This window comes from Leclercia sp. 1548 (assembly GCF_050435045.1).
Classification (GTDB): Bacteria; Pseudomonadota; Gammaproteobacteria; order Enterobacterales; family Enterobacteriaceae; genus Enterobacter; species Enterobacter adecarboxylatus.
This window is the reverse complement of record NZ_JBNDJP010000007.1, coordinates 116,098-135,082: the sequence shown is the minus strand read 5'-3', so window position 1 is coordinate 135,082 and position 18,985 is coordinate 116,098. Positions and strand designations below refer to the sequence as shown.

General features: G+C 53.1%; 20 protein-coding genes. 12 read left to right on the top strand and 8 right to left on the bottom strand.

Annotated elements, in window-relative coordinates:
• Positions 1–210 precede the first annotated feature (210 nt).
• Positions 211–1,104, top strand: coding sequence for a PhzF family phenazine biosynthesis protein (locus ABIE02_RS18320; RefSeq protein ID WP_163603772.1), 894 nt, complete (start codon positions 211–213; stop codon positions 1,102–1,104).
• Between the two features lie 207 nt (positions 1,105–1,311).
• Here the strand turns inward: ABIE02_RS18320 and ABIE02_RS18315 are convergent, their stop codons facing one another.
• On the bottom strand, positions 1,312–2,487 hold the full coding sequence (locus tag ABIE02_RS18315; protein ID WP_032610945.1) for an MFS transporter: 1,176 nt from the start codon (positions 2,485–2,487) through the stop codon (positions 1,312–1,314).
• An 84-nt stretch (positions 2,488–2,571) separates the two neighbouring features.
• Here ABIE02_RS18315 and ABIE02_RS18310 point away from each other — a divergent pair, with 84 nt between their 5' ends.
• Positions 2,572–3,078 carry an Lrp/AsnC family transcriptional regulator gene (locus ABIE02_RS18310; RefSeq protein ID WP_174521474.1) on the top strand — a complete coding sequence of 169 codons (507 nt, stop codon included), beginning with the start codon at positions 2,572–2,574 and terminating at the stop codon, positions 3,076–3,078.
• A gap of 176 nt (positions 3,079–3,254) precedes the next feature.
• Here the strand turns inward: ABIE02_RS18310 and ABIE02_RS18305 are convergent, their stop codons facing one another.
• The gene (locus tag ABIE02_RS18305) at positions 3,255–4,178 is read right to left on the bottom strand and encodes a LysR family transcriptional regulator (protein ID WP_032610948.1); all 924 of its coding nucleotides are present in this window, start codon (positions 4,176–4,178) and stop codon (positions 3,255–3,257) included.
• Positions 4,179–4,302: 124 nt separating this feature from the next.
• On the opposite strand from ABIE02_RS18305, the gene ABIE02_RS18300 reads away from it, so the two are divergent.
• Both ABIE02_RS18300 and ABIE02_RS18295 read left to right on the top strand, forming a co-directional pair.
• Positions 4,303–5,682 carry an MFS transporter gene (locus ABIE02_RS18300; protein ID WP_336994565.1) on the top strand — a complete coding sequence of 460 codons (1,380 nt, stop codon included), beginning with the start codon at positions 4,303–4,305 and terminating at the stop codon, positions 5,680–5,682.
• The gene (locus ABIE02_RS18295) at positions 5,679–6,068 is read left to right on the top strand and encodes a DUF4440 domain-containing protein (RefSeq protein ID WP_200142578.1); all 390 of its coding nucleotides are present in this window, start codon (positions 5,679–5,681) and stop codon (positions 6,066–6,068) included. Before ABIE02_RS18300 ends, ABIE02_RS18295 begins: the two co-directional genes overlap by 4 nt.
• A gap of 574 nt (positions 6,069–6,642) precedes the next feature.
• Here ABIE02_RS18295 and ABIE02_RS18290 read toward each other — a convergent pair.
• Positions 6,643–7,092: a GNAT family N-acetyltransferase gene (locus tag ABIE02_RS18290; RefSeq protein ID WP_429211414.1), complete on the bottom strand. Its 450-nt coding sequence runs from the start codon at positions 7,090–7,092 to the stop codon at positions 6,643–6,645.
• Between the two features lie 294 nt (positions 7,093–7,386).
• Here ABIE02_RS18290 and ABIE02_RS18285 point away from each other — a divergent pair, with 294 nt between their 5' ends.
• Entirely contained in the window at positions 7,387–7,797 is a 411-nt protein-coding gene (locus tag ABIE02_RS18285; protein WP_032610951.1) for an ASCH domain-containing protein, read from the top strand.
• Between the two features lie 196 nt (positions 7,798–7,993).
• Here the strand turns inward: ABIE02_RS18285 and ABIE02_RS18280 are convergent, their stop codons facing one another.
• Genes ABIE02_RS18280 through ABIE02_RS18260 form a run of 5 tightly spaced genes read right to left on the bottom strand, consistent with a single transcriptional unit; the run spans position 7,994 to position 12,100 of the window.
• A complete protein-coding gene (locus ABIE02_RS18280; protein ID WP_336994564.1) occupies positions 7,994–9,190 on the bottom strand; it encodes an MFS transporter in 1,197 nt (398 codons plus the stop codon).
• A gap of 4 nt (positions 9,191–9,194) precedes the next feature.
• Positions 9,195–10,223: an alcohol dehydrogenase catalytic domain-containing protein gene (locus ABIE02_RS18275; RefSeq protein WP_429211403.1), complete on the bottom strand. Its 1,029-nt coding sequence runs from the start codon at positions 10,221–10,223 to the stop codon at positions 9,195–9,197.
• A gap of 27 nt (positions 10,224–10,250) precedes the next feature.
• Positions 10,251–10,769, bottom strand: a complete 519-nt coding sequence (locus ABIE02_RS18270) for a carboxymuconolactone decarboxylase family protein (RefSeq protein ID WP_144838063.1) — start codon at positions 10,767–10,769, stop codon at positions 10,251–10,253.
• 38 nt (positions 10,770–10,807) lie between these two features.
• The gene (locus tag ABIE02_RS18265) at positions 10,808–11,278 is read right to left on the bottom strand and encodes an OsmC family protein (protein WP_336994562.1); all 471 of its coding nucleotides are present in this window, start codon (positions 11,276–11,278) and stop codon (positions 10,808–10,810) included.
• Between the two features lie 45 nt (positions 11,279–11,323).
• Complete coding sequence (locus ABIE02_RS18260) at positions 11,324–12,100, bottom strand: SDR family NAD(P)-dependent oxidoreductase (protein ID WP_230430699.1); 777 nt, start codon at positions 12,098–12,100, stop codon at positions 11,324–11,326.
• Positions 12,101–12,274: 174 nt separating this feature from the next.
• On the opposite strand from ABIE02_RS18260, the gene ABIE02_RS18255 reads away from it, so the two are divergent.
• The 7 genes from ABIE02_RS18255 (at position 12,275) to ABIE02_RS18225 (ending at position 18,884) form a co-directional block, all read left to right on the top strand.
• Positions 12,275–13,189 carry a LysR substrate-binding domain-containing protein gene (locus ABIE02_RS18255; RefSeq protein ID WP_336994561.1) on the top strand — a complete coding sequence of 305 codons (915 nt, stop codon included), beginning with the start codon at positions 12,275–12,277 and terminating at the stop codon, positions 13,187–13,189.
• 204 nt (positions 13,190–13,393) lie between these two features.
• On the top strand, positions 13,394–13,675 hold the full coding sequence (locus ABIE02_RS18250; RefSeq protein WP_230430700.1) for a hypothetical protein: 282 nt from the start codon (positions 13,394–13,396) through the stop codon (positions 13,673–13,675).
• A gap of 38 nt (positions 13,676–13,713) precedes the next feature.
• Positions 13,714–14,058 carry a carboxymuconolactone decarboxylase family protein gene (locus tag ABIE02_RS18245; RefSeq protein ID WP_007712977.1) on the top strand — a complete coding sequence of 115 codons (345 nt, stop codon included), beginning with the start codon at positions 13,714–13,716 and terminating at the stop codon, positions 14,056–14,058.
• 43 nt (positions 14,059–14,101) lie between these two features.
• Positions 14,102–14,782, top strand: coding sequence for a cupin domain-containing protein (locus ABIE02_RS18240; RefSeq protein ID WP_081921576.1), 681 nt, complete (start codon positions 14,102–14,104; stop codon positions 14,780–14,782).
• Entirely contained in the window at positions 14,779–15,861 is a 1,083-nt protein-coding gene (locus tag ABIE02_RS18235) for a flavin monoamine oxidase family protein (protein ID WP_224214509.1), read from the top strand. Before ABIE02_RS18240 ends, ABIE02_RS18235 begins: the two co-directional genes overlap by 4 nt.
• A 442-nt stretch (positions 15,862–16,303) precedes the next feature.
• The gene (brnQ, locus tag ABIE02_RS18230) at positions 16,304–17,602 is read left to right on the top strand and encodes a branched-chain amino acid transport system II carrier protein (protein ID WP_336994560.1); all 1,299 of its coding nucleotides are present in this window, start codon (positions 16,304–16,306) and stop codon (positions 17,600–17,602) included.
• 19 nt (positions 17,603–17,621) lie between these two features.
• The gene (locus ABIE02_RS18225; RefSeq protein ID WP_117385574.1) at positions 17,622–18,884 is read left to right on the top strand and encodes an amino acid permease; all 1,263 of its coding nucleotides are present in this window, start codon (positions 17,622–17,624) and stop codon (positions 18,882–18,884) included.
• Positions 18,885–18,985: the final 101 nt, after the last annotated feature.

Here is an 18,985-nt window from a genome sequence, read left to right as displayed (position 1 = left end):
GGTAAGCAGAATAATGCGCAGGCTGCCCCTTCTCTGATAATTTCACGGGAAAAATACATCTGCATCAGACTGATACACTGAAATTGCACAGCGACTGGTTTCGGAAGTTGAGAGTCGTTAATCTGAATTTTTGTTATGTATTCTCGCACCTTAGCCATGCTGATAATGCGGATTAGTGCGCTACCTGCCTATTTCACTCCAGGACTGATAATGAAAAGACGTTATGTCATCGCAGATGTTTTTACTGATACCCCCTTTCTTGGTAACCCTGTCGCCGTGGTATTAGATGCTGAGGGAATGAGCACCGAACAAATGCAACGGATTGCCGTTGAGTTTGGTTACAGTGAAACAACATTCGTTCTTCCCCCAGCCGACCCGGCTAATACAGCGCAGGTCAGGATTTTTACCCCTTCCCGCGAAATCCCGTTTGCCGGGCATCCTAATGTCGGCACAGCCTACGTGCTGGCCTATTATGCCGCACTGGAGGGCGCGGACTTCCCTCAAACCATGCTGTTTGAAGAAATTGCCGGGCTCGTACCCGTAAAAATACTCAAAGAAGACGGCGTGATTACTGGCGCTGAATTGCTTGTTCCAGAGGCATTATCCTGTCGTTCTGAAGTCAGCCCGGAAAACGTCGCCGCCTGCCTGTCTTTAGCCCCAGAGGATATTTGTACCACTACCCATGTTCCGCTTGTCGCCTCGGTGGGTTTGCCGTTTCTGATCGTGAATCTCGCCTCACGAGACGCGTTGCGCCGATGCGTGCCGAATTTACAAGGTTTTCGCCATATTTTACCGCTTGATGGTGCGGTCTCTATTTACGCTTATATCGATGAATCAGATCCTGAGACGCAATGCGATCTTCAGGCCCGCATGTTTACTCCCCGGATGACTGAGGATCCGGCCACAGGTAGTGCAACCGCAGCAGTTACGGCATTGCTGGCAACCCTCAAAGATAAAAAGCAGCTTTCATTGCATATAAGACAGGGGGTTGATATGGGGCGGGCCAGCTCTCTGTATACCCGTTACGATGGTACCTCAGACACCCCGGTGATCAACGTAGGGGGTAAAAGTGTCATTACGATGGAAGGGACATTTAAACTCTGACGCGAATGTACCGTCTGGGAAAGACTGTTTCAGGGCGAGCGGTATTTGTTGAATGTCTCGCCCACTTTTTTGTTCGTTTGCACCGGTTTTTTAGTGGTCGGGGCGCTGAAAGTCCGCGATGAGCGAATAGCGGACATCTACCAGCTTAAACAGATGTCCGCAAAACATGTTGTTTATAAAGATAAGCAATAATCTTTGATTAATTAATCAGTAAGAACCAGCATTTAATACATATCCTTTACGAGCAGTGAGCCAGGCAAGATAAGCTAAGCCCAGAGCAATAAAGGACAGAATAGCGCCCGCCCAGTTAGGTGAGGCCAGACCAAATCCTGCGGCAATGGTTACCCCGCCAGCCCATGCTCCCAGCGCATTTCCCAGATTAAACATGCCAATATTGACCGATGCAGCCATCGTGGGGGCACCCGCCTGGCTTGCCCGTTCCATCACCAACTTCTGAATAGGCGAGACTGTCGCAAAGCCGAATGCCGCCATCAGGAATACTGACATTCCGGCAATCCACTGATTTTCCACTCCCATCCAAAATACCAGCAGTACCAGGCCCTGAGCCGCGAGGGTGACGAAAAGCGTGCCAAACAGGGAGCGATCGGCAAATCGTCCGCCAACCCAGTTGCCAACGGCAAGCCCGAGACCAAACAACACCATTAACCCCGCCACGCCGCCTTCGGAGAAACCGGCCTCCTGAACCATCATTGGGGCAATATAGGTGATAGAAGTGAAAAAGGCAGCCGGGCCGAAAATCGTAATCCCCATGACCAGCAGCACCTGCGGATCAACAAAAGCCCTAAGCTCGTTACGTAAAGCAATAGTCTTACCTTTTGCAATGTGTGGAACCAGTATGGCTACGCTTGCCATTGTTAGCAGACCGATACCAGCAATCACCCAGAATACCAGTCTCCAGCTAAATGTCTGAGCAAGCCACGTCCCGGCAGGCACGCCGAGAAGATTGGCTAATGTCAGCCCCGAAAACATAAAGGCGATGGCACTTGCCTGACGACCGGGCGCGACCAGCGATGCAGCAATTATTGAGCCTATACCGAAAAACGCTCCGTGATTAAAGGAGGTGATAATACGACCCACAACCGCTACCGCCATCGTCGGCGCGAGTGCAGTAATAACATTGCCCAGAGTAAAAATTCCCGCTAACGCGATTAGCATAGCCTTACGAGGAACTCTTGCGCCCAGCACGGTTAACAGCGGTGCGCCAACAAAGACGCCAAGCGCATAGGAGGTCGCCATCATTCCTGCTTTGGGAATACTGACACTAAGTTCTGAGGCAATTTGCGGGAGAATTCCGGCAATGACAAATTCAGTCAGACCGATACCGAATGCTCCGACAGCAAGGGCGAAAAGTGCGATAGGCATTGCAACTCCATTATCTGTTTTGTAGCTTAATAATATTAGGTTAAATAAAGTATATTCATATTTTCATTCAGAATGAGAACCCTTATGAGCGCATTTGATAAAGAAAAAGATGGTATTCGGCAGACAAGGCATAAACCAGCGGAGCTGGACGCCATTGACCGAAAAATATTAGGTGCCTTAGCGGAGGACGCAGGCCGTAGCTACACGGAGTTGAGCGAGATTGTGAATTTATCGGCCCCCGCTGTTCACGATCGCGTAAAGCGACTGAAGCGTGATGGGGTTATCAAGGGTACTGTGGCGGTACTGGATGGCTGCAAACTGGGACGGACTCTTTTAACGTTCCTTGTTATCGATACCAGCAGCTATCATGCGACACGGGCCCTTTTGCAGTTCACTAACCGCAAGGAAGTGGAAGAATTACATACCGTCGCCGGTGACGGCTGCGTCTTTATCAAAGTGCGGGCCGCCGATACCGAATCACTGGAGAATTTCCTGATGGAGATTCAGAGCCTTGAGGGCGTACGCTCTGTGCGCAGCTATATCGCGCTTTCTACGTTCCTGGAACGTGGCCCATCACCTGATTCAGCTTGATAAGAGCAGGCTTGTCAAAGTTAACTCAGTTCTTTTACAAATAAAGGTCCGCTTCTGGCACAAAGCGGACGATACGTTATTACTGTCATCCTGAAACAAGGCGACCCATTACAGGCCCCTCCTTTTTCATGCATGACATATTTGGTCCATTACTAAACCCGAATTGTTTCACAGGTTTATGCAGGTATATCGCGTGCATCCATGTTCTCGATTCTGTTTTGCAGAAAATCAATAAATGCCCTCACTTTTTCTGGCACATGGCGTGTATGAGGGTAAAGCGCGTAAATGCCTTGTCGGGGAAAATGATGATCTGGCAGTAAGCGAATCAAATTTCCTTTGGCTACCTCATCTTTTACCAGCCAGTCGGGCAAAATCGCAACGCCAGCGCCTTGCAGAGTAAAAGCCAGTAATGAGGAGGCGCTATCGGCCATTATCATTGCGGGGCTATCGGCACTGAAAATCACCTTTTCTTTCTCTGGTGTAGTTACCTGCCAGCTTAATGGCGTGGATAAACGGCTGTGAGCAATCCAGTTCGCCTTAGCAAGCTGTGCCAGTTCCACGACAACCTGCTCTCCCAACGTATTCAGATAGTCAGGGGAAGCGACCGGATAAATATCGAATCGATCAATAAGACGGGCGTGGTGGCTGGAGTCAGCAAGATGCCCCAGCCGTATCGCGACATCAAAACGGCCGGAAATGAGATCGTCATTTTGCGATGATGAAACATGCTGTATACGTAACTGCGGATGGCGAGCGCGGAAGGCCGCCAGTGCCGGGACAACCACGCGCACGCCATATTCTGCTGTTGTGGTAATTCTGAGTGAACCGCTTAATCCAGAGTGATCGCTACGAATGTCGTCCAGAACACGTTCGGCTTCCTGAAGAAGGCGCAGACAGTGCTGGTAAAATCGTTCACCGGTATCCGTAGTTGAAACGTGCCTGGTGCTTCTCGACAGTAATGAAACGCCCAACTCTTTCTCCAGCACTTTGATACTGGCGCTGACGACCGCTTTAGTCAGACCCAGCGTCTGGGCTGCGTCGGTGAAACTCCCCGCCTCAACCACCGCAACAAAGATTGCAGCGCGTTGCATATTGATCATTTTTTTGTGCTCGCCGAGATATCTACTGTCAAAATTTTTTTGACAGTGTAACAACAGAGAGGAAATTTATCCCGATTTCCGCAGCGCTTATACTGCGCGCCTGACGTACTTGTTTGAGAACAGAATGAATTATCGTGCACGCGTTACCACCCTCTATCTGCTGGGATTTTTTATTGATCTAGTCAATATGTTTATCGCCAACGTTGCATATCCCGATATTGCGCGACGTTTTGATGCCTCCGTCAGCGAGGTAGCCTGGATAAGTAATGGTTACATCTTAGGCCTGACACTGGTTATCCCCCTTAGCAGCTGGCTGGCAAGACGCGCTGGTGCTAAACGTCTTTTCCTGTTTTCGCTGCTTATTTTCATTGCTGGCACCTGTGGTGTTGGGGCGTCATCATCAATTTCACAACTGATTGCATGGCGCTGGATACAGGGTTTTGGTGGCGGATTACTCATCCCTGTCGGTCAGGCAATGACCTATGCACTCTATCAGAGTCATGAACGTGCAAAGCTCTCTTCAGTTGTGATGCTGATTGCCCTGCTGGCTCCGGCACTGTCACCGTTAGCAGGAGGGATTCTGGTCGACAACCTCAGTTGGCGCTGGGTATTTCTGGCAAGCCTGCCGTTAGCCGTTGTCGCCCTGATACTGGCCTGGGTCTGGCTTAAAACTGAGGCACGGGAGGGATCGCGCGAGCGGTTAGATCTGGTGGGTTTGCTGAGTGGCTGCACAGCGTTAACCCTTATACTCCTTGGGCTGACATATCTGGGTGAACCCAATCATCATTTTCATGGCGCCTTGATACTGACTGCCGGCCTGTTTTGTCTGGCTGGCTATGCGTGGCAGGCCCTGAAAAAAAGCAAACCCTTACTCAATTTGCACCTGATCAGAGATCCGCTTTTGCATACCGCCATGCTGATTTATCAGTTTGTACCAGGCGTATTTACCGGTGTGAATATGCTCTGCATGCTCTATCTGCAGAATCAGCTCGGCATGCGTGCCAGCGTTGTCGGCGCGATGATGCTGCCATGGTCACTGGCTTCGTTTGCAGCGATCGGCATGACAGGGAAAAAGTTCAACATATGGGGACCTCGCCCCCTGTTTATCACGGGTTGTCTGGTTAACGCTTTCGGTATGGCTCTACTGGTTCTGACGGGCCACACTATGGATGTGACCGTTTGTATCATAGCGTTCACGCTGATGGGTTTTGGCAGCAGCCTGTGCAGCAGCACAGCGCAAAGTTCCGCCTTCATCCAGATAGCAGATCGCGAGCTCGCTGATGCCAGCGCGTTGTGGAATATCAATCGCCAGCTCAGCTTCTGCCTGGGCGTTACCCTGCTTAATCTTCTGTTTAATCTGATCGCCAATACCGGCCTGCCCACAGAAGGGGCTTATCATCTTACCTTTGGATTAGCAGCATGCAGCGCCGTTATTCCCCTGCTGTGCTGTTATCGGCTCAACAATCACCGCGTACTTTATTTCGTTAATCAGGAGCAGCAATGAATCGTTATTTCAAAGAAGTGCTGGATACCCACGTATTGATCCAGGATTGGTTAGGCGATGCTGATGCGCATGCTGATATCTGTGACAAATTACTGTTACGCTTCAGCCTGACATTCTCGATGGTGACACCGGGTGGAGTCTTGCTCGATTTTGCCGCATTAAACGCTTTTTTCTCTACTCAGCGGGGTGCCCGCCAGGGACTGAATATTGAAATCATTGATATGCAGGTTATCGCTGAAAATGAAAGGGGAGCCACAGTCACCTATAAAGAAATACAGCAATTACCAGGGGAGGAAGCAACGCGCCGTTTTTCAACTGCTGTGTTTGAAATGAGGGGTGACGGTCATGCAATCTGGCGGCATCTTCACGAAACCTCTCTGCCTTAAAATCAGGCAGCAATGCAGAGAGCTGCTGGAAGTAACATGGCATCTTGTCAGCAAGGTCCGCCTTTGAGGAGGCGGACAATTAAAGGCCAGCATACGCTATGAGCCAAAAGTGAGTGTATCAATATGCCCTGGCCTGAAATGCTTCTCTTAGAAAAAGGTCTCTGTTTTGGCTGATTATTAAAGCTGATAAGCGAAAAATGTTTGAAAAGTTACTGAGGAGTGGCTTGCCTTTATTGATAGCGACAGCGACTTAGCAAGGGAAACCAGAAATGGCGATTATCATACTTTTTGGTCGGGGCCTTCCTCGTATAAAGAGACATGGCTTGACTGGAGTGACGGCAATATTTACACCAAATGGCCAGACACGCAGCTATATAGAAAGATGTTAGAAATCGCCGAGTGTCCTAAGGCCCGAGTGATGGACGATGATGGTAATATTTACAGCACCCCATCTGACCGGGAGTACAACCCAGGTAGACTTCTTAATGTCCGCTCCTGGCACATAGCAGACCCTGCATTAACATCCTTCAAGTTCCCTACAACTTACCGGCAAGCGTAATCATCAACGCATAGCTTAACTGGCAGCGTGAGGCTGTTCTGCCGAATCATCGAAAGCCAGGTCGCTCAGGCGATCACCATAAAGGGAATAATTCACCATGCTGTCATTTATCCTTCCTCCTAAAGACTGATAAAAATGGTTTGCTCGATGGTTTGATTTCTCGGCGTTCCAGCTGAGGTTATAACATCCCTGCTCAAGAGCGAGTTTCGCAATAAAGCGCATTATGGATTTCCCTGTACCCCTACTTCTCTCTCTTTGGGAGACATACAACTCTTTGATGTGAAGCTGACCACTGTATCGAGGAGAAGGATAGAGAATGCTACAGCAGGCCAGCCCAACAATATGAGCGCCACAGCGAGCCCTGACTACCAGGGTACTGGAAAGCTGGCTGAACAATTTATGTTGTAGGTAATCCTTCAACAGCGGTTCCTGAATGATTCCCTTACCATAATAGTGTTCTTCCATTTCGGTAAAAATTTCCACCATGGAATCCCATTCATCTTTAGGACAGAGTTCTATCGTTATTTCCATGTTTACTTCCTTTTGTTAACTCAACGCCCTGGCCGGGTCAGCTTGCCGCGTTGAGTCTGCCAACCCACCAGCAGCGCTGTTTTGATTTATCTGATGCAGATTGGTCACGTTAATCAGGAGCTTATCTGCCATGAGTAAATATGAATATGCAGTTTAGAGGTGTATGTAATAACCTGCAATTTATGCCAAAATGATTGATATTTAACGATTAATGGAAACGTACTATTAATGGCTGCGGTTGAAGAGTTAAAAATAAAATATCCAGGCGCAGACGCCTGGCAAGTGGGTGACAGCCCGGCACTGGCTAGCGAGCTTGCGAACCTGATTAAAAAAGGGATCAAAACGGCCTCCTGCGGATCGCTCACCTCTTACCAGCAGGAAGAGTCTGCCCCGAAGATTGGGAGCTATAACATCATCCTTGATGGCCAGGGTCTCCCGGTCTGCGTAATCAGACTGGTTTCAATGCGTCTGGTGCGTTTTTGTGATGTTACGGAGGCGTTTGCCCGTAAAGAAGGTGAAGGCGATTTAACCCTTGAATACTGGCAGAGAGAACATCAGCGGTTTTTCACCCGCGAAGGGCATTTTTCTGAAGATATGGAACTGATCGCAGAAGAATTTGAAGTGGTTGAGGTCGTCTAAGAGGAGATAACAGTCCGGGGTTTGATCTTCTGTCATTTATCACCCTATCCGCTCTGTGCCAGACGCAGACCTGCGTCATCATGCGGGTTAGCTGGCTATCAACCGTTATGCCCAAAATCAGGATTGCCAATTTTGGGCCTGGGATACCTTTCATATCACCAGGGGGCTGATTCAGACAGCCCCCCTCCTCAGGACGTTACGTTATGCTGATTTTTGCCTGCAGTTCTTTCACGATACCTATAAATGCAAGACCCACAGGCACAAGTGAACCCCACAAGACGGCGTTCCAGCCATAGAGACTGAGCAGCGCACCTGAAGAAAATGACCCGACGATCATCACCCCAAACACCACAAAGTCGTTCAGGGACTGGACCTGGGTTTTCTCTTCGGGACGGTGATATTCAATGATTTTCGCCGATGCGCCAGTGAAGCCAAAATTCCAGCCAAGGCCCAGTAAAATCAACGACAGCCAGTAATGGAAAATATCGGTTCCGCCGAGACCAGCCAGGACAGAGCATGCTGTGATCAGCAGACCCGTCGCGGCGATACGCATGGCACCAAAACGGCTGATTAACTTGCCGGTGAAAAATCCCGGGCCGTACATGGCAATAACGTGCCACTGAATCCCCAGATTGGACGCCTGCTGAGAAATGCCGTGCATGTGCATCGACAGCGGTGCAGCCGTCATCAGGAAGTTCATCACCATATAGGTGACCGCGCCGCTAAATACGGTTCTGGCAAAGCCCGGCTGGCGCACTATTTCGCGCAAAGGCCGCCCACCCGCGCTGGCTGCACTGGCAGGTTCGGCTGTTTTTACGCCTTTGAGGATAAACGCCGAGATGACGGCCACAAACGCCTGGGCAAGAAAGGTGACGGCAAATGTGTGAGGTGGCCAGAGATGCATTGTTGCGGAAACCAGCATGGGGCCCACCACACCGGCGATCACCCCTCCTCCCATCACCAGCGACAACGCTCGTGCCCGTCGTTCCGGTGTCACACCATCGGTGGCGGCAAAACGAAAGCTGAGCGCCACGGCTGCATATGCCCCCCCGATAAAGGCGGCAACGCAGAAGAGGATGAATGAGCCGATCAGGACGGCCAGGGCAGCGATCAGTCCGGTAATCACCCCCGCCCCGGTGCCGACCATAAAGACAGCCTTACGGCCATTTTTTCGCGCCAGTGAACCTAACGGCAGGATGCAGGCTGCCATGCCCAGAACAAACATGGTGATGGGCAGCGTAGCCAGAGAACTACTGGGCGCGATAGCGTTACCCACAATGGCCCCCGTGGCATAAAAAACCACCGAGTTAGCACCGGCGAGAGCCTGGGCGGCCGACAGGCGGATGATATTATTGTTCTGGTCTGCAACAGGCAGGAACTGTTCTGTGGACATGGAATTAATTATCCTGATTCATTGTGAGCACCATCCGGTAGCGCGCCTGACCCATCTTCAGCCTGTTGAGCGCCTCATTGGCCTGCTCAAGCGGCAGTTGTTCTGTGACGGGCAACGTCTGAAAGAGGTGGCTGAAACGCAGCGCACGTTCGGTTTGAGCAGGTGTGCTGACGAAGGAACCTGACAGCGCGCGTTCCGCGCCAATCATCATGCCCGGCATAATCTGCAGGGGCGTTCGTCCGGTCCCCAACAGGATCGCTTTCCCCTGGGGGGCCAGAGCAGGCAGCAGGCCTGAGACCGTTTCTGAATCCGAAGCCGTGGCCAGAATAAAATTCACCCCGCCGTCAGCTTTAAGGCGCGCTGATGCGTCTTCACTGAGCGCATCGATGTAGTGATGCGCGCCCAGCTGAAAGGCCGCACGTTCTTTTTCATGGCCACGCGCCACCGCCGTTACCTCAAAACCCATTTTACGGGCGTACTGAACGGCCATGTGGCCCAGTCCCCCCATCCCGAGAACAGCGACTCTGTCGCCTGCCCTGGCGCCGGAATGACGCAGCGCGTTAAAGGTAGCCGTACCGGCGCAGAGGATCGGAGCGGCATGCACGGTAGAGAGTTCTGCGGGAATAGCGATCAGCGCGGTATAACGCATGACAACGTACTCGGCATAGCCGCCATCGCAGCTGAGACCTGGCGTCAGCTGGTTTTCGCAAAGATGAAAAAGCCCGCTGCGACAGGGGTTGCAGTGCTGACAGTAACCGCCCAGACGCCCGACCCCGACTCGCTGGCCGGTTTGCCAGATATCGGGCACCCTGTCGCCTTTGCTCGCAATGTATCCAACGATTTCATGTCCCGGGATACGCCCGGGCTGGCCCTCCTGCGGCGCTTTTTCCGCGTCCCGGAGATCGGCACCGCATACTCTGCATGCTTCAATTTTGATAAGCACCTCATCCGGGCCGGGAGCGGGTATCGGCCGCTCTGTCATTTCCAGCACACCGGGGGCAACGATCTGCATAGCGCGATATTTTTTATTCATAAATTGCACCGGTAAAAAGGGGGATTATCAGATGGCAAGGGCGACAAGGAAACGCGACACCATGTTGTAGGCCGCGACGGTCGCGACAGCTTCCACGGTCTCTTTTTCCCCAAGCCGGCGTTTCAGTTCGTCGATGATGTCTGCATCCACGACCACTCCGTGCGTTGACTGGTCGGTAAGCCGAATAAGCAGAGTTTCGGTTTCATTAAACAGGGATGACACTGAGGCAGGCTCAAGCGCAGCCGCTTTTTCAGCCGTTCCGCCTGCATCCAGATAAGCAGGGTAATGCACGTTCCATTCAAATTCTGCTTTGTTGAGTGAGGCAACACGCAACATGATCAGTTCCCGGTATTCAAGGCTAAGGGAAAATTGCTGACGAACCCGGACCATCAGTTCGTTCCAGCCTGTAGCCAGCGGAAAGCTTTTAAGCAATATGCGGTCAATGCCAATCAGTTCCCCACCGGGACGTCGGGCTTTCATCGCGGTAAGCAGGTCCGCATCGACAGGCTCACCATCCTGCCAGGGGGTTACTCGTGGTGTGGTCATGGTGTTTTCTCCAGGTTAAACAGGGTATCCGGACCGCATCAGATAAGAATTAAATCACCCTCTATCGTCATGTTCTGAGCCAGTAACCACCGGTTAAGGGAGGCGTTAATGACCCGCTGATGGATGCATTCGAACTGATGGGCCGTCCCGTTCCCGCTGACGTGAATGACATACTGCAGCCTGCCAGCAGAGATATCTGTGGTTTTTTCACAGTGCCGGGATATTCCCGTCGGAAGCTCACCGCGGGTCTCAATATCAAGATGGGTCAGCGTGATGCCCGCAGCAATGGCTTCCTGAACAAAGGCAGCCGTCATGCAGGCGTTAAAAGCTGCCAGCAGCAGATCCTGAGGACCGGGCGCCCGCCCTTCGCCACCCAGCGCGACAGGCTCATCTGAATCGATAACGTGGCTTTGGCGCTTGTCACCCGTCATAGACTGGCAACGCGTGCGGCTGGCCATCCCCCCCTGCCATGTGGTGACAAGGTCATAGTTTGCGGTCTGGATTTGCATAAGTACTCCAGTGCCGCACACGGTCGCCCGCGTGCGGCAGAGTCATCAGGCGTTACGGCCAGCCATCACGCCGCCATCGATATCCCAGATGGCGCCGGTGACCCAGCCAGTCTTGTCCGAAAGCAGGAAGGCAACGGTCTCCGCGATATCGACAGGGGTACCCACGCGGCCAATCGGGTGGAAGCTGTCGAAGCTGTTCATCACGTCCTTCACGTCGTCTTTCGGAATGAAGCCTTCGTAAATCGGCGTGTGAACAACGGCCGGAGAAACGGCATTCACGCGGATCCCTTTTTCGCCCAGCTCAATCGCCAGGTTTTTGGTCAGTGCATGCAGACCGGCTTTCGCCATGGAGTAGGCAGAAGACGGTGTGGCACCAATGGCCTGCTGCGCCCACATGGAGCCGATATTGACGATAGAGCCTTTGATGCCGCCTTCAACCATGTTGCGCACCACGTCGCGGGTAATGAAGAAGGTCGCGCGGTTGATGTTCATGTACATGTCGTAATCAGACATCTCGTGTTCGGTGAACGATTTCGGGAAGAACACGCCAGCCGCATTGACCAGCAGGCTGATATCTTTGTGTTCGGCGTTAACAGTATCCACCACGTGCTGCATCCCTTCTTCTGTCATCAGGTCGGCAACGATGATAGAAACCTGACCGTCTGTAGCCAGCGCCTGGCGAGCCTGCTCGGCTTTGTCCTGGCGATTGCCAACAAGCACAACGCTGCCACCGTTTTTCAGAACCAGCTTCGCCGTTTCGAAGCCCATACCGCTTGTACCACCGACCACTAACAGTTTTTTACCGGCAAAAGATGCATTCATCGCTAACCTCTTTAAAATCATCTGGTTGTCATTGATGAAAAGCCCTGCTCCTCATCGTGTGAAACCAGAATGCCATCCGGAAGCCAGGCTGACGACTGAGAAGAAATTGCGACACAGGAAAGAAAATCTTTCTCGCTCAGGTATACTGAAAAAAACTCAATCAGGATACCTGCAATGCGATCGCTTAACCGACTGAAATGGCTGCATGCCTTTGAAGCCACTGCCCGGCACGGCAGCTTTACTGGCGCGGCCCGGGAGCTGGGCGTCACGCCAGCCGCCGTGGGCCAGCTTGTCCGCTCACTGGAGGACTGGGTGGGCCATCCCCTGCTCCACCGTACACGTTCAGGGAAGGAGCGCCTGACCCTGGTGGATGAGGCGAAGGAGGCTCTGCAGGACATCACTCAGGGGCTGGATAAACTGGAAACCGGGTTAAATAAACTGCGCGGCCGCCGGGCGCGATCCGTTGTGGTCGTCACCGCCTCACAGGTGCTGGTCATGAACTGGCTGATGGAACGCCTGAACCGCTTCTCAGAAACCCATGAAACAATCGACCTGCGTCTTAACGTGACGGAGAAGCTGATGGACGTGTCGCACGGCGAGGCGGATATCGGTATCCGCTGCGGCCAGGGAGACTGGCCCGGTGTGAACAAAAGTTGGCTGATGGATGAGGAGGCGGTACTGGTCTGCAGCCCGCAGCTAGTACCGGCAGAGAAAATCACCTGCGCTGAGTGGCTTGCCACCCAAAAATTGATCCACGATGACACACCGCATCCTGGCGCGAATTTTCCCTCCTGGGACGATGTCCTGAGCGCGGTTGGTGCGCCTGAAGCGCAGGAAAGTGGGCTGCATATTAACTCCACCTCCGCCGTCATTCTTTCAGCCCTCAGTGGTCGTGGGGTGGCCATTGTCCGTTACGCACTGGTCAAACAGTTGATTGAAACCGGTCAGTTGGTCCAGCTGCATTCCGATCATCGCTGGCCGCTGACCTGGTCTTACTACCTTGTGACCCCACGGCAGAACGCTCTGCGTCATGAAGTTAAAGTGTTCCACGACTGGCTTGTGCAGGACGTTAATTCTGAAAAGGCGTGATACCGCGCCGCAGGCATTATGCCTCATTTTTTCTTCTTCGCAGGCATGATGCTTTCCTGACCGCAAAACCAGGCGACATAGAATTTCTTCTCTGCTTCGCAAGATTATCTGATTTGTTGACGCTCGTGAGCTTTCTGATAATCCCCCTCAACGAATGGCAGTGGCCCCGACGGCATTGCCTTAACCTGAGCGAAGGAGAAAAAGATGGCTTATCTGCAAATCACCCTTGATATCAGCAATGAAAACCGTGCGGCAGCAGCGGGAATCTACCAGAAGTACAAAACCCCGTTTCTGACCACCATCGACGGTGCCACTTCGAAAGAACTGCTTATCCGCGATCAGGACGTGCAAGTACTGCACGGCTTCAAAACCGTCGCCCAGGCGCAGGCCTATCTTAACAGCCCGCTTTTTACCCAGGATGTGGTTGCAGGGCTGAAACCTTATCTGAAGAGCGCCCCAGACGTGCGCATTTACGACGCCATGTAATTAATTTTTTCTAAAATAAATAAACACCGGAGTTCTCAATGTTTTTAAACTGGAATGAATATCGCAGCGGCCTGCTCGCCACCATCGGCAAATTTGCCAAACTGCAGCCTGAATTTATGAAAGGCTTTCAGCAGATGGATAAAGGCGCGTCTGAAAATAAGCACCTCGATCCTAAAACGCATGAGCTGATCGCGCTGGCCGTGGCCGTCACCACCCGCTGCGACGGTTGTCTGGCTGTGCATGTGGACGCTGCGGTTAAGCACGGCGCCACGCGGGAAGAGATCGCCGAGGCGCTTGCCGTTGCCATTAACCTGAACACTGGTGCCGCGCTGACGTATACCGCGCGTGCTCTGGATGTTTACGATAACCTGCCGAATAAATAACCCTGACAACGGTACCTGCAAAGGTACCGTTTAACGACTGACTATGATGTTACTGAATGCTGATTTTTCGCAGCGAGCCATCATCACGCCGGATGACTATCGCTGGGTATCTTCCCCGCAGCCGGGGGTGGAACGCGTCATGCTCGACCGGATAGGTCGGGAGCAGGCCCGTGCAACCAGCCTTGTGCGCTATGCGCCGGCATCGGTGTTTCCTGAGCACAGCCACCCCGGTGGCGAAGAAATTCTGGTCCTGAGCGGGACGTTTACTGAAAACGGGGTGGATTACCCTGCTGGCTGGTATTTGCGCAGCCCGGACGGCTCGTCCCATCAACCTTCCAGCCGCGAAGGTACAACGATTTTCGTCAAGCTACGCCAGATGGCTGACGACGAACGCCAGCCCGTCAGAATCAATACAAAAGACGACAAAAACTGGCACGGCCACCCGCAACGAAAAATTTGCCCGCTGTTCTCGGACTCACGGGAAACAGTGGTGCTGCAGAAGCTGGCACCGGGCGAGCGCATCTTCTGTGCACCGCTTGCTGGCGGTGCCGAACTGCTGCTGATTGAAGGAGAGCTCAGCGCACCGGAAGGTCGCTACGAAACAGGAAGCTGGCTACGGTTTCCTCCGGGCGACATGCCCGCCCTGACAGCCACCGCCAGTGGCGCACTTTTTTATCTGAAAACCGGGCACCTCAGCCCGACCACCCTCACCGGAGCAGCATGATGACAGGCAGCGTTATTATCATTGGGGCAGGCCTCAGCGGACTGTATGCCGCCACGCTGCTTGAAAAAGCAGGCGTGGAGTATGTGATTCTGGAAGCGCGGGACAGGACGGGCGGCCGCGTGCTGTCCCCCGACGTTGCAGGGCTGCATGTGGATATGGGTGCAGCCTGGTTCTGGCCGCAGCTCCAGCCTGAATTTGCGCAGTTAATCGGGCAACTGGGACTGACCGTCATCCCACAGGGGCGACCGGGCGATATGTTATATGAGCGTCATCCCGATACCCCTGCGCAACGTTATCCGGCATATGAAACCTCACCGCCATCATTCAGGCTGAAAGGAGGAATGCAGGCCCTGACGACAGCACTCAGGCATCGGGTTCCGGCGAACAGAATTAAGCTGGATCAGCAGGTGAAATCCATTATTCGCACCGGAGAGGGCATGCAGGTCCTGGCGCAGACAGCGGCGGGTGAAGAAACCCTGTATACCGGCGAGCATATTTTTCTCGCCCTGCCGCCTGCACTGGCTGCAAATATTGCGTTTAGCCCGGCGCTGCCTGAGGCGCTGCTTTCACACTGGCGAATAATTCCGACATGGATGGCCCCCCATGCGAAGTATGTCGCGGTTTACAACACCGATTTTTTGCAAGCACAGCGGCTTTCCGGCGATGCCAGCAGTCAGACAGGCCCGATGGTCGAAATTCACGATGTCTCCGAGCCTGACTCAGGAAAAACGGTACTCTTTGGCTTTATCGGCGTACCGGCTAAATCGAGATGGACGGTCAGCGAAGACCTGCTGAAGCAGTTTTGTCGGGAACAGCTTGCGCGCCTGTTTGGTCCTGATGCAGCCGAACCTGAAGCGGAGTTTCTGAAAGACTGGGCAGCCGACCCGTTTACGGCCACAGAATATGATCTGCTTCAGGAAGTGGGACACGCGCTGCCTGAGCAAATCCCTGCTCACGACGCGTGGGCAGAAAAAATAACCGGGATTGCCAGTGAATGGTCACCCCAGTTTTCAGGCTATCTCGCTGGCGCAGTTAACTCTGCATCCGACGGCATTAAGAACTGGCTACAACAGCGATAACCCGTCCTGGTCTGTGCGAACCAGAGGTTAATGCCCGGAAAGCATGATGTCTGGTTCGACAATCCCTCACCTCTATGGCAACCATGGGTTCCAGCAAGCGCGCCGTTGATGTCAGGTTGAATAAATTAAACGCGATATACCGGGACTAATTGACACACTGGGGTTATAGAAATGTTTTAAGTATGGTTTTTTAATAATGTATAAGCATGGGCATTGAATAACGCTATAAAATCATCGAATAAGTCGAACCTTCAGTAAACTGATTGCTTATGGTAATTAATTAGTAAGGTATTTATTTCTTAATTAACAAGCGTGCAGGCAGGGAAAGTCAGGCGTTATTTGTTCATTAATTTAACAAATGCCTTTCCTTATTAACCGCCTGTTAAAGCAACATCTATAAATAACGATAATTGCACACAGGCATACTGACAAGGTTCACGGTATGCGAAAGCAAATCCTTCCCACCCGCGACGTGATAACTCTGGGCTTCATGACTCTGGCACTGTTCCTCGGTGCAGGTAACATCATCTATCCACCCATCGTTGGCAAGATGACTGGCGAATATTATTTAATTTCTTCGATCGGGTTCAATATTTCGGGCGTTGTTTTGCCAATGCTGGCCGTTATTGTGCTCGCCGAAAAGAAAGGTGATCCGCTGGCCGTTTGCGCGCCAATGGGTAAATTCTGGGGCGCGGTGCTGGCATCCAGTTTTTATTTATTCCTCGGCGTGTTTTTCGCCAGTCCCCGCACCGCGTCGGTCTCCTATGAAATGGGCGTGGTGAACTTCCTGGACGATACTCCGCTGCACCTGAGCATCTACAGTGGCATCTTCTTTGCGGTCGTGTGGGTTCTTGGCCTCTACCCGGGCCGCCTGCTGAAAACCATCGGCTATGTGCTGGCCCCGCTTAAGCTCCTGTGTCTGCTGTGCCTGGCGTTTTACGCCATCCGTTCACAGGTCGCGCCGCTGGGGGCAATCTCCTCCGGCGAGTCCCTGAAAACCTTCTCTGACGGCTTTATGAATGGCTACCTGACCATGGACACGCTCTCCGCACTGACCTTCGGCATGATCGTCATCAACAGCATGAAAGGTAAAGGCGTGACTGACCGCGAGCAGATCAAGCACTACGCCAAAACCTCCGTGCTCTTTGCCGGTATCGGGCTGGTGGCCATCTACCTGTGCCTGATGAAGATCGGCGCGGGCTTCGGTCAGACCGGTGATTTCCAGAACGGGGCGCAGATCCTGCGGGCGTTCATTGTTGAAAACATGGGTATGGCCGGGACCCTCTTCATGGCCGTGCTGATTTATCTGGCCTGTACCGTCACAGCGGTCGGCCTGACCTCGGCCACGGCGACCCTGTTCAGCCAGATGTCCGGCATCAGTTACAAAATCCTGCTGCCGTTGGTTGTGGTTGCCTCGTTCCTGATAGCCAACATCGGCCTGACCCGCCTGATCGGGGTTTCCGTTCCAGCCCTGTCCGTTATCTGCCCGGCTTGCACCACGCTGATTCTGCTGTCTATCCTGCGCTGGCCGACGCATGCGATCGCCCTGCCGGTATGGGTGAGCATTGTATTCAGCACCTACACCGCGGTACTGAACCCCCTGGGCTTCTCTGTCACTCTCCTGGATAAACTCCCGCTCACCAGCGTCTCGCTGGGCTGGGTGCTGCCGACTGCGCTGGCGGTGCTACTACTACTGCTAAAAGACAAAGCATCAAACAAAGTCGTCGTAGCCTCTCATTAACAACACGCGGTAAACCACTATGAATACAGCTTCAATCACCACTGGCAACATCACAACGCGCCACAGCTGGCGCTGGCAGGACAATATCTGGGCGCTGGGCCTGTATGGCACGGCGGTTGGGGCGGGAACGCTGTTTCTCCCCGTTGAAATCGGCACCCGTGGCCCGGTCATCTTTCTGATCATGCTGCTGCTGGGCCTGCCATTGTCCCTGCTGCCGCATCTGCTCCTGTGCCGGGTGTACATGCGGGAGGAAGAGACAGCAACGGGTACGCTGCCGATCTTCGGCTCTTTCTTCAGCGGACGCGGCGAAAAGCTGATGACCCTGTTCTACTGCGTCACCTTTTTCCCGGTAACCCTGGTGTACGGGGTCGCGCTGGTTAACGCGATGGATAATTTCCTGACAGAACACCTGCACATCACCGGCATCAGCCGTGGCCCCCTGTCGTTTATTGTGGTGGCCGCGCTTTATGTAGTGCTGAGCAAGGGACGCGATAAGGTAGTGGCCACCATGAGTGCGCTGGCGCTGCCGTTTGCCGCGTCAGTGCTGCTGATCGGCGTTTCACTCATTCCGGACTGGCATCTGTCGAATTTTACCAGTGCGATTACTGAGGTGAAGAGCACCCCGCTTTCTACAACAATGAAGGGCATCTGGCTGACGCTGCCGCTGATCACCTTTTCGTTCTGCTGTGCCCCGATGGTATCCCCCCTTACCTCTTACTACCGGGAGAAGAGAGCCGAGGGCGAGAGCAAGGCCTTGTTCGTGATCCGCGTGGCCTATGTGGCTATCTTCACCAGCATCATCTTCTTTGTGCTGAGTTGCGTGCTGAGCATCCCCCACGACAGCTTTGTGCAGGCGAAAGCGCAGAACCTGAACGTGCTGTCTGTCATGAAGGGAAACGGCGATTTCAGCCTGATTTATTACCTGGCCCCGTTCATCGCCATCATCGGCATGACCAAATCCTTCCTGGGGGTCGGTCTTTCGGTTGCGGAGACATTCGGTCAGTTGGCGGCCAGCGTATCGGGTAAAAAGGCCGCCACCAGCAAGCGCGTGGCCTCGCTGGTGCTTTTCCTGCTGACCTTTGGCATCGTTTACGCAAACCCGGACGTGATTAACCTGATTGAAACCTTTTGCGGACCACTGATCGCGGTGATCCTGTTCCTGATCCCCGCGTACCTGATTTATACCCGCGCTGCGCTGGCGCAACTGCGTGGCGTGACGGTATTTCTGGTGGTGCTGGGAGGGCTGGCAACCCTGTCCGCGCTGCTGTGGCCGTTAATTTAAGACACACAATGACGCACCGTCCATGGCAGGCGAGCGGGCTGTGCGGAATTGACTATTAACTGAACAGGGGATGTCCGCTTCTGTCACGAAGCGGACATCCC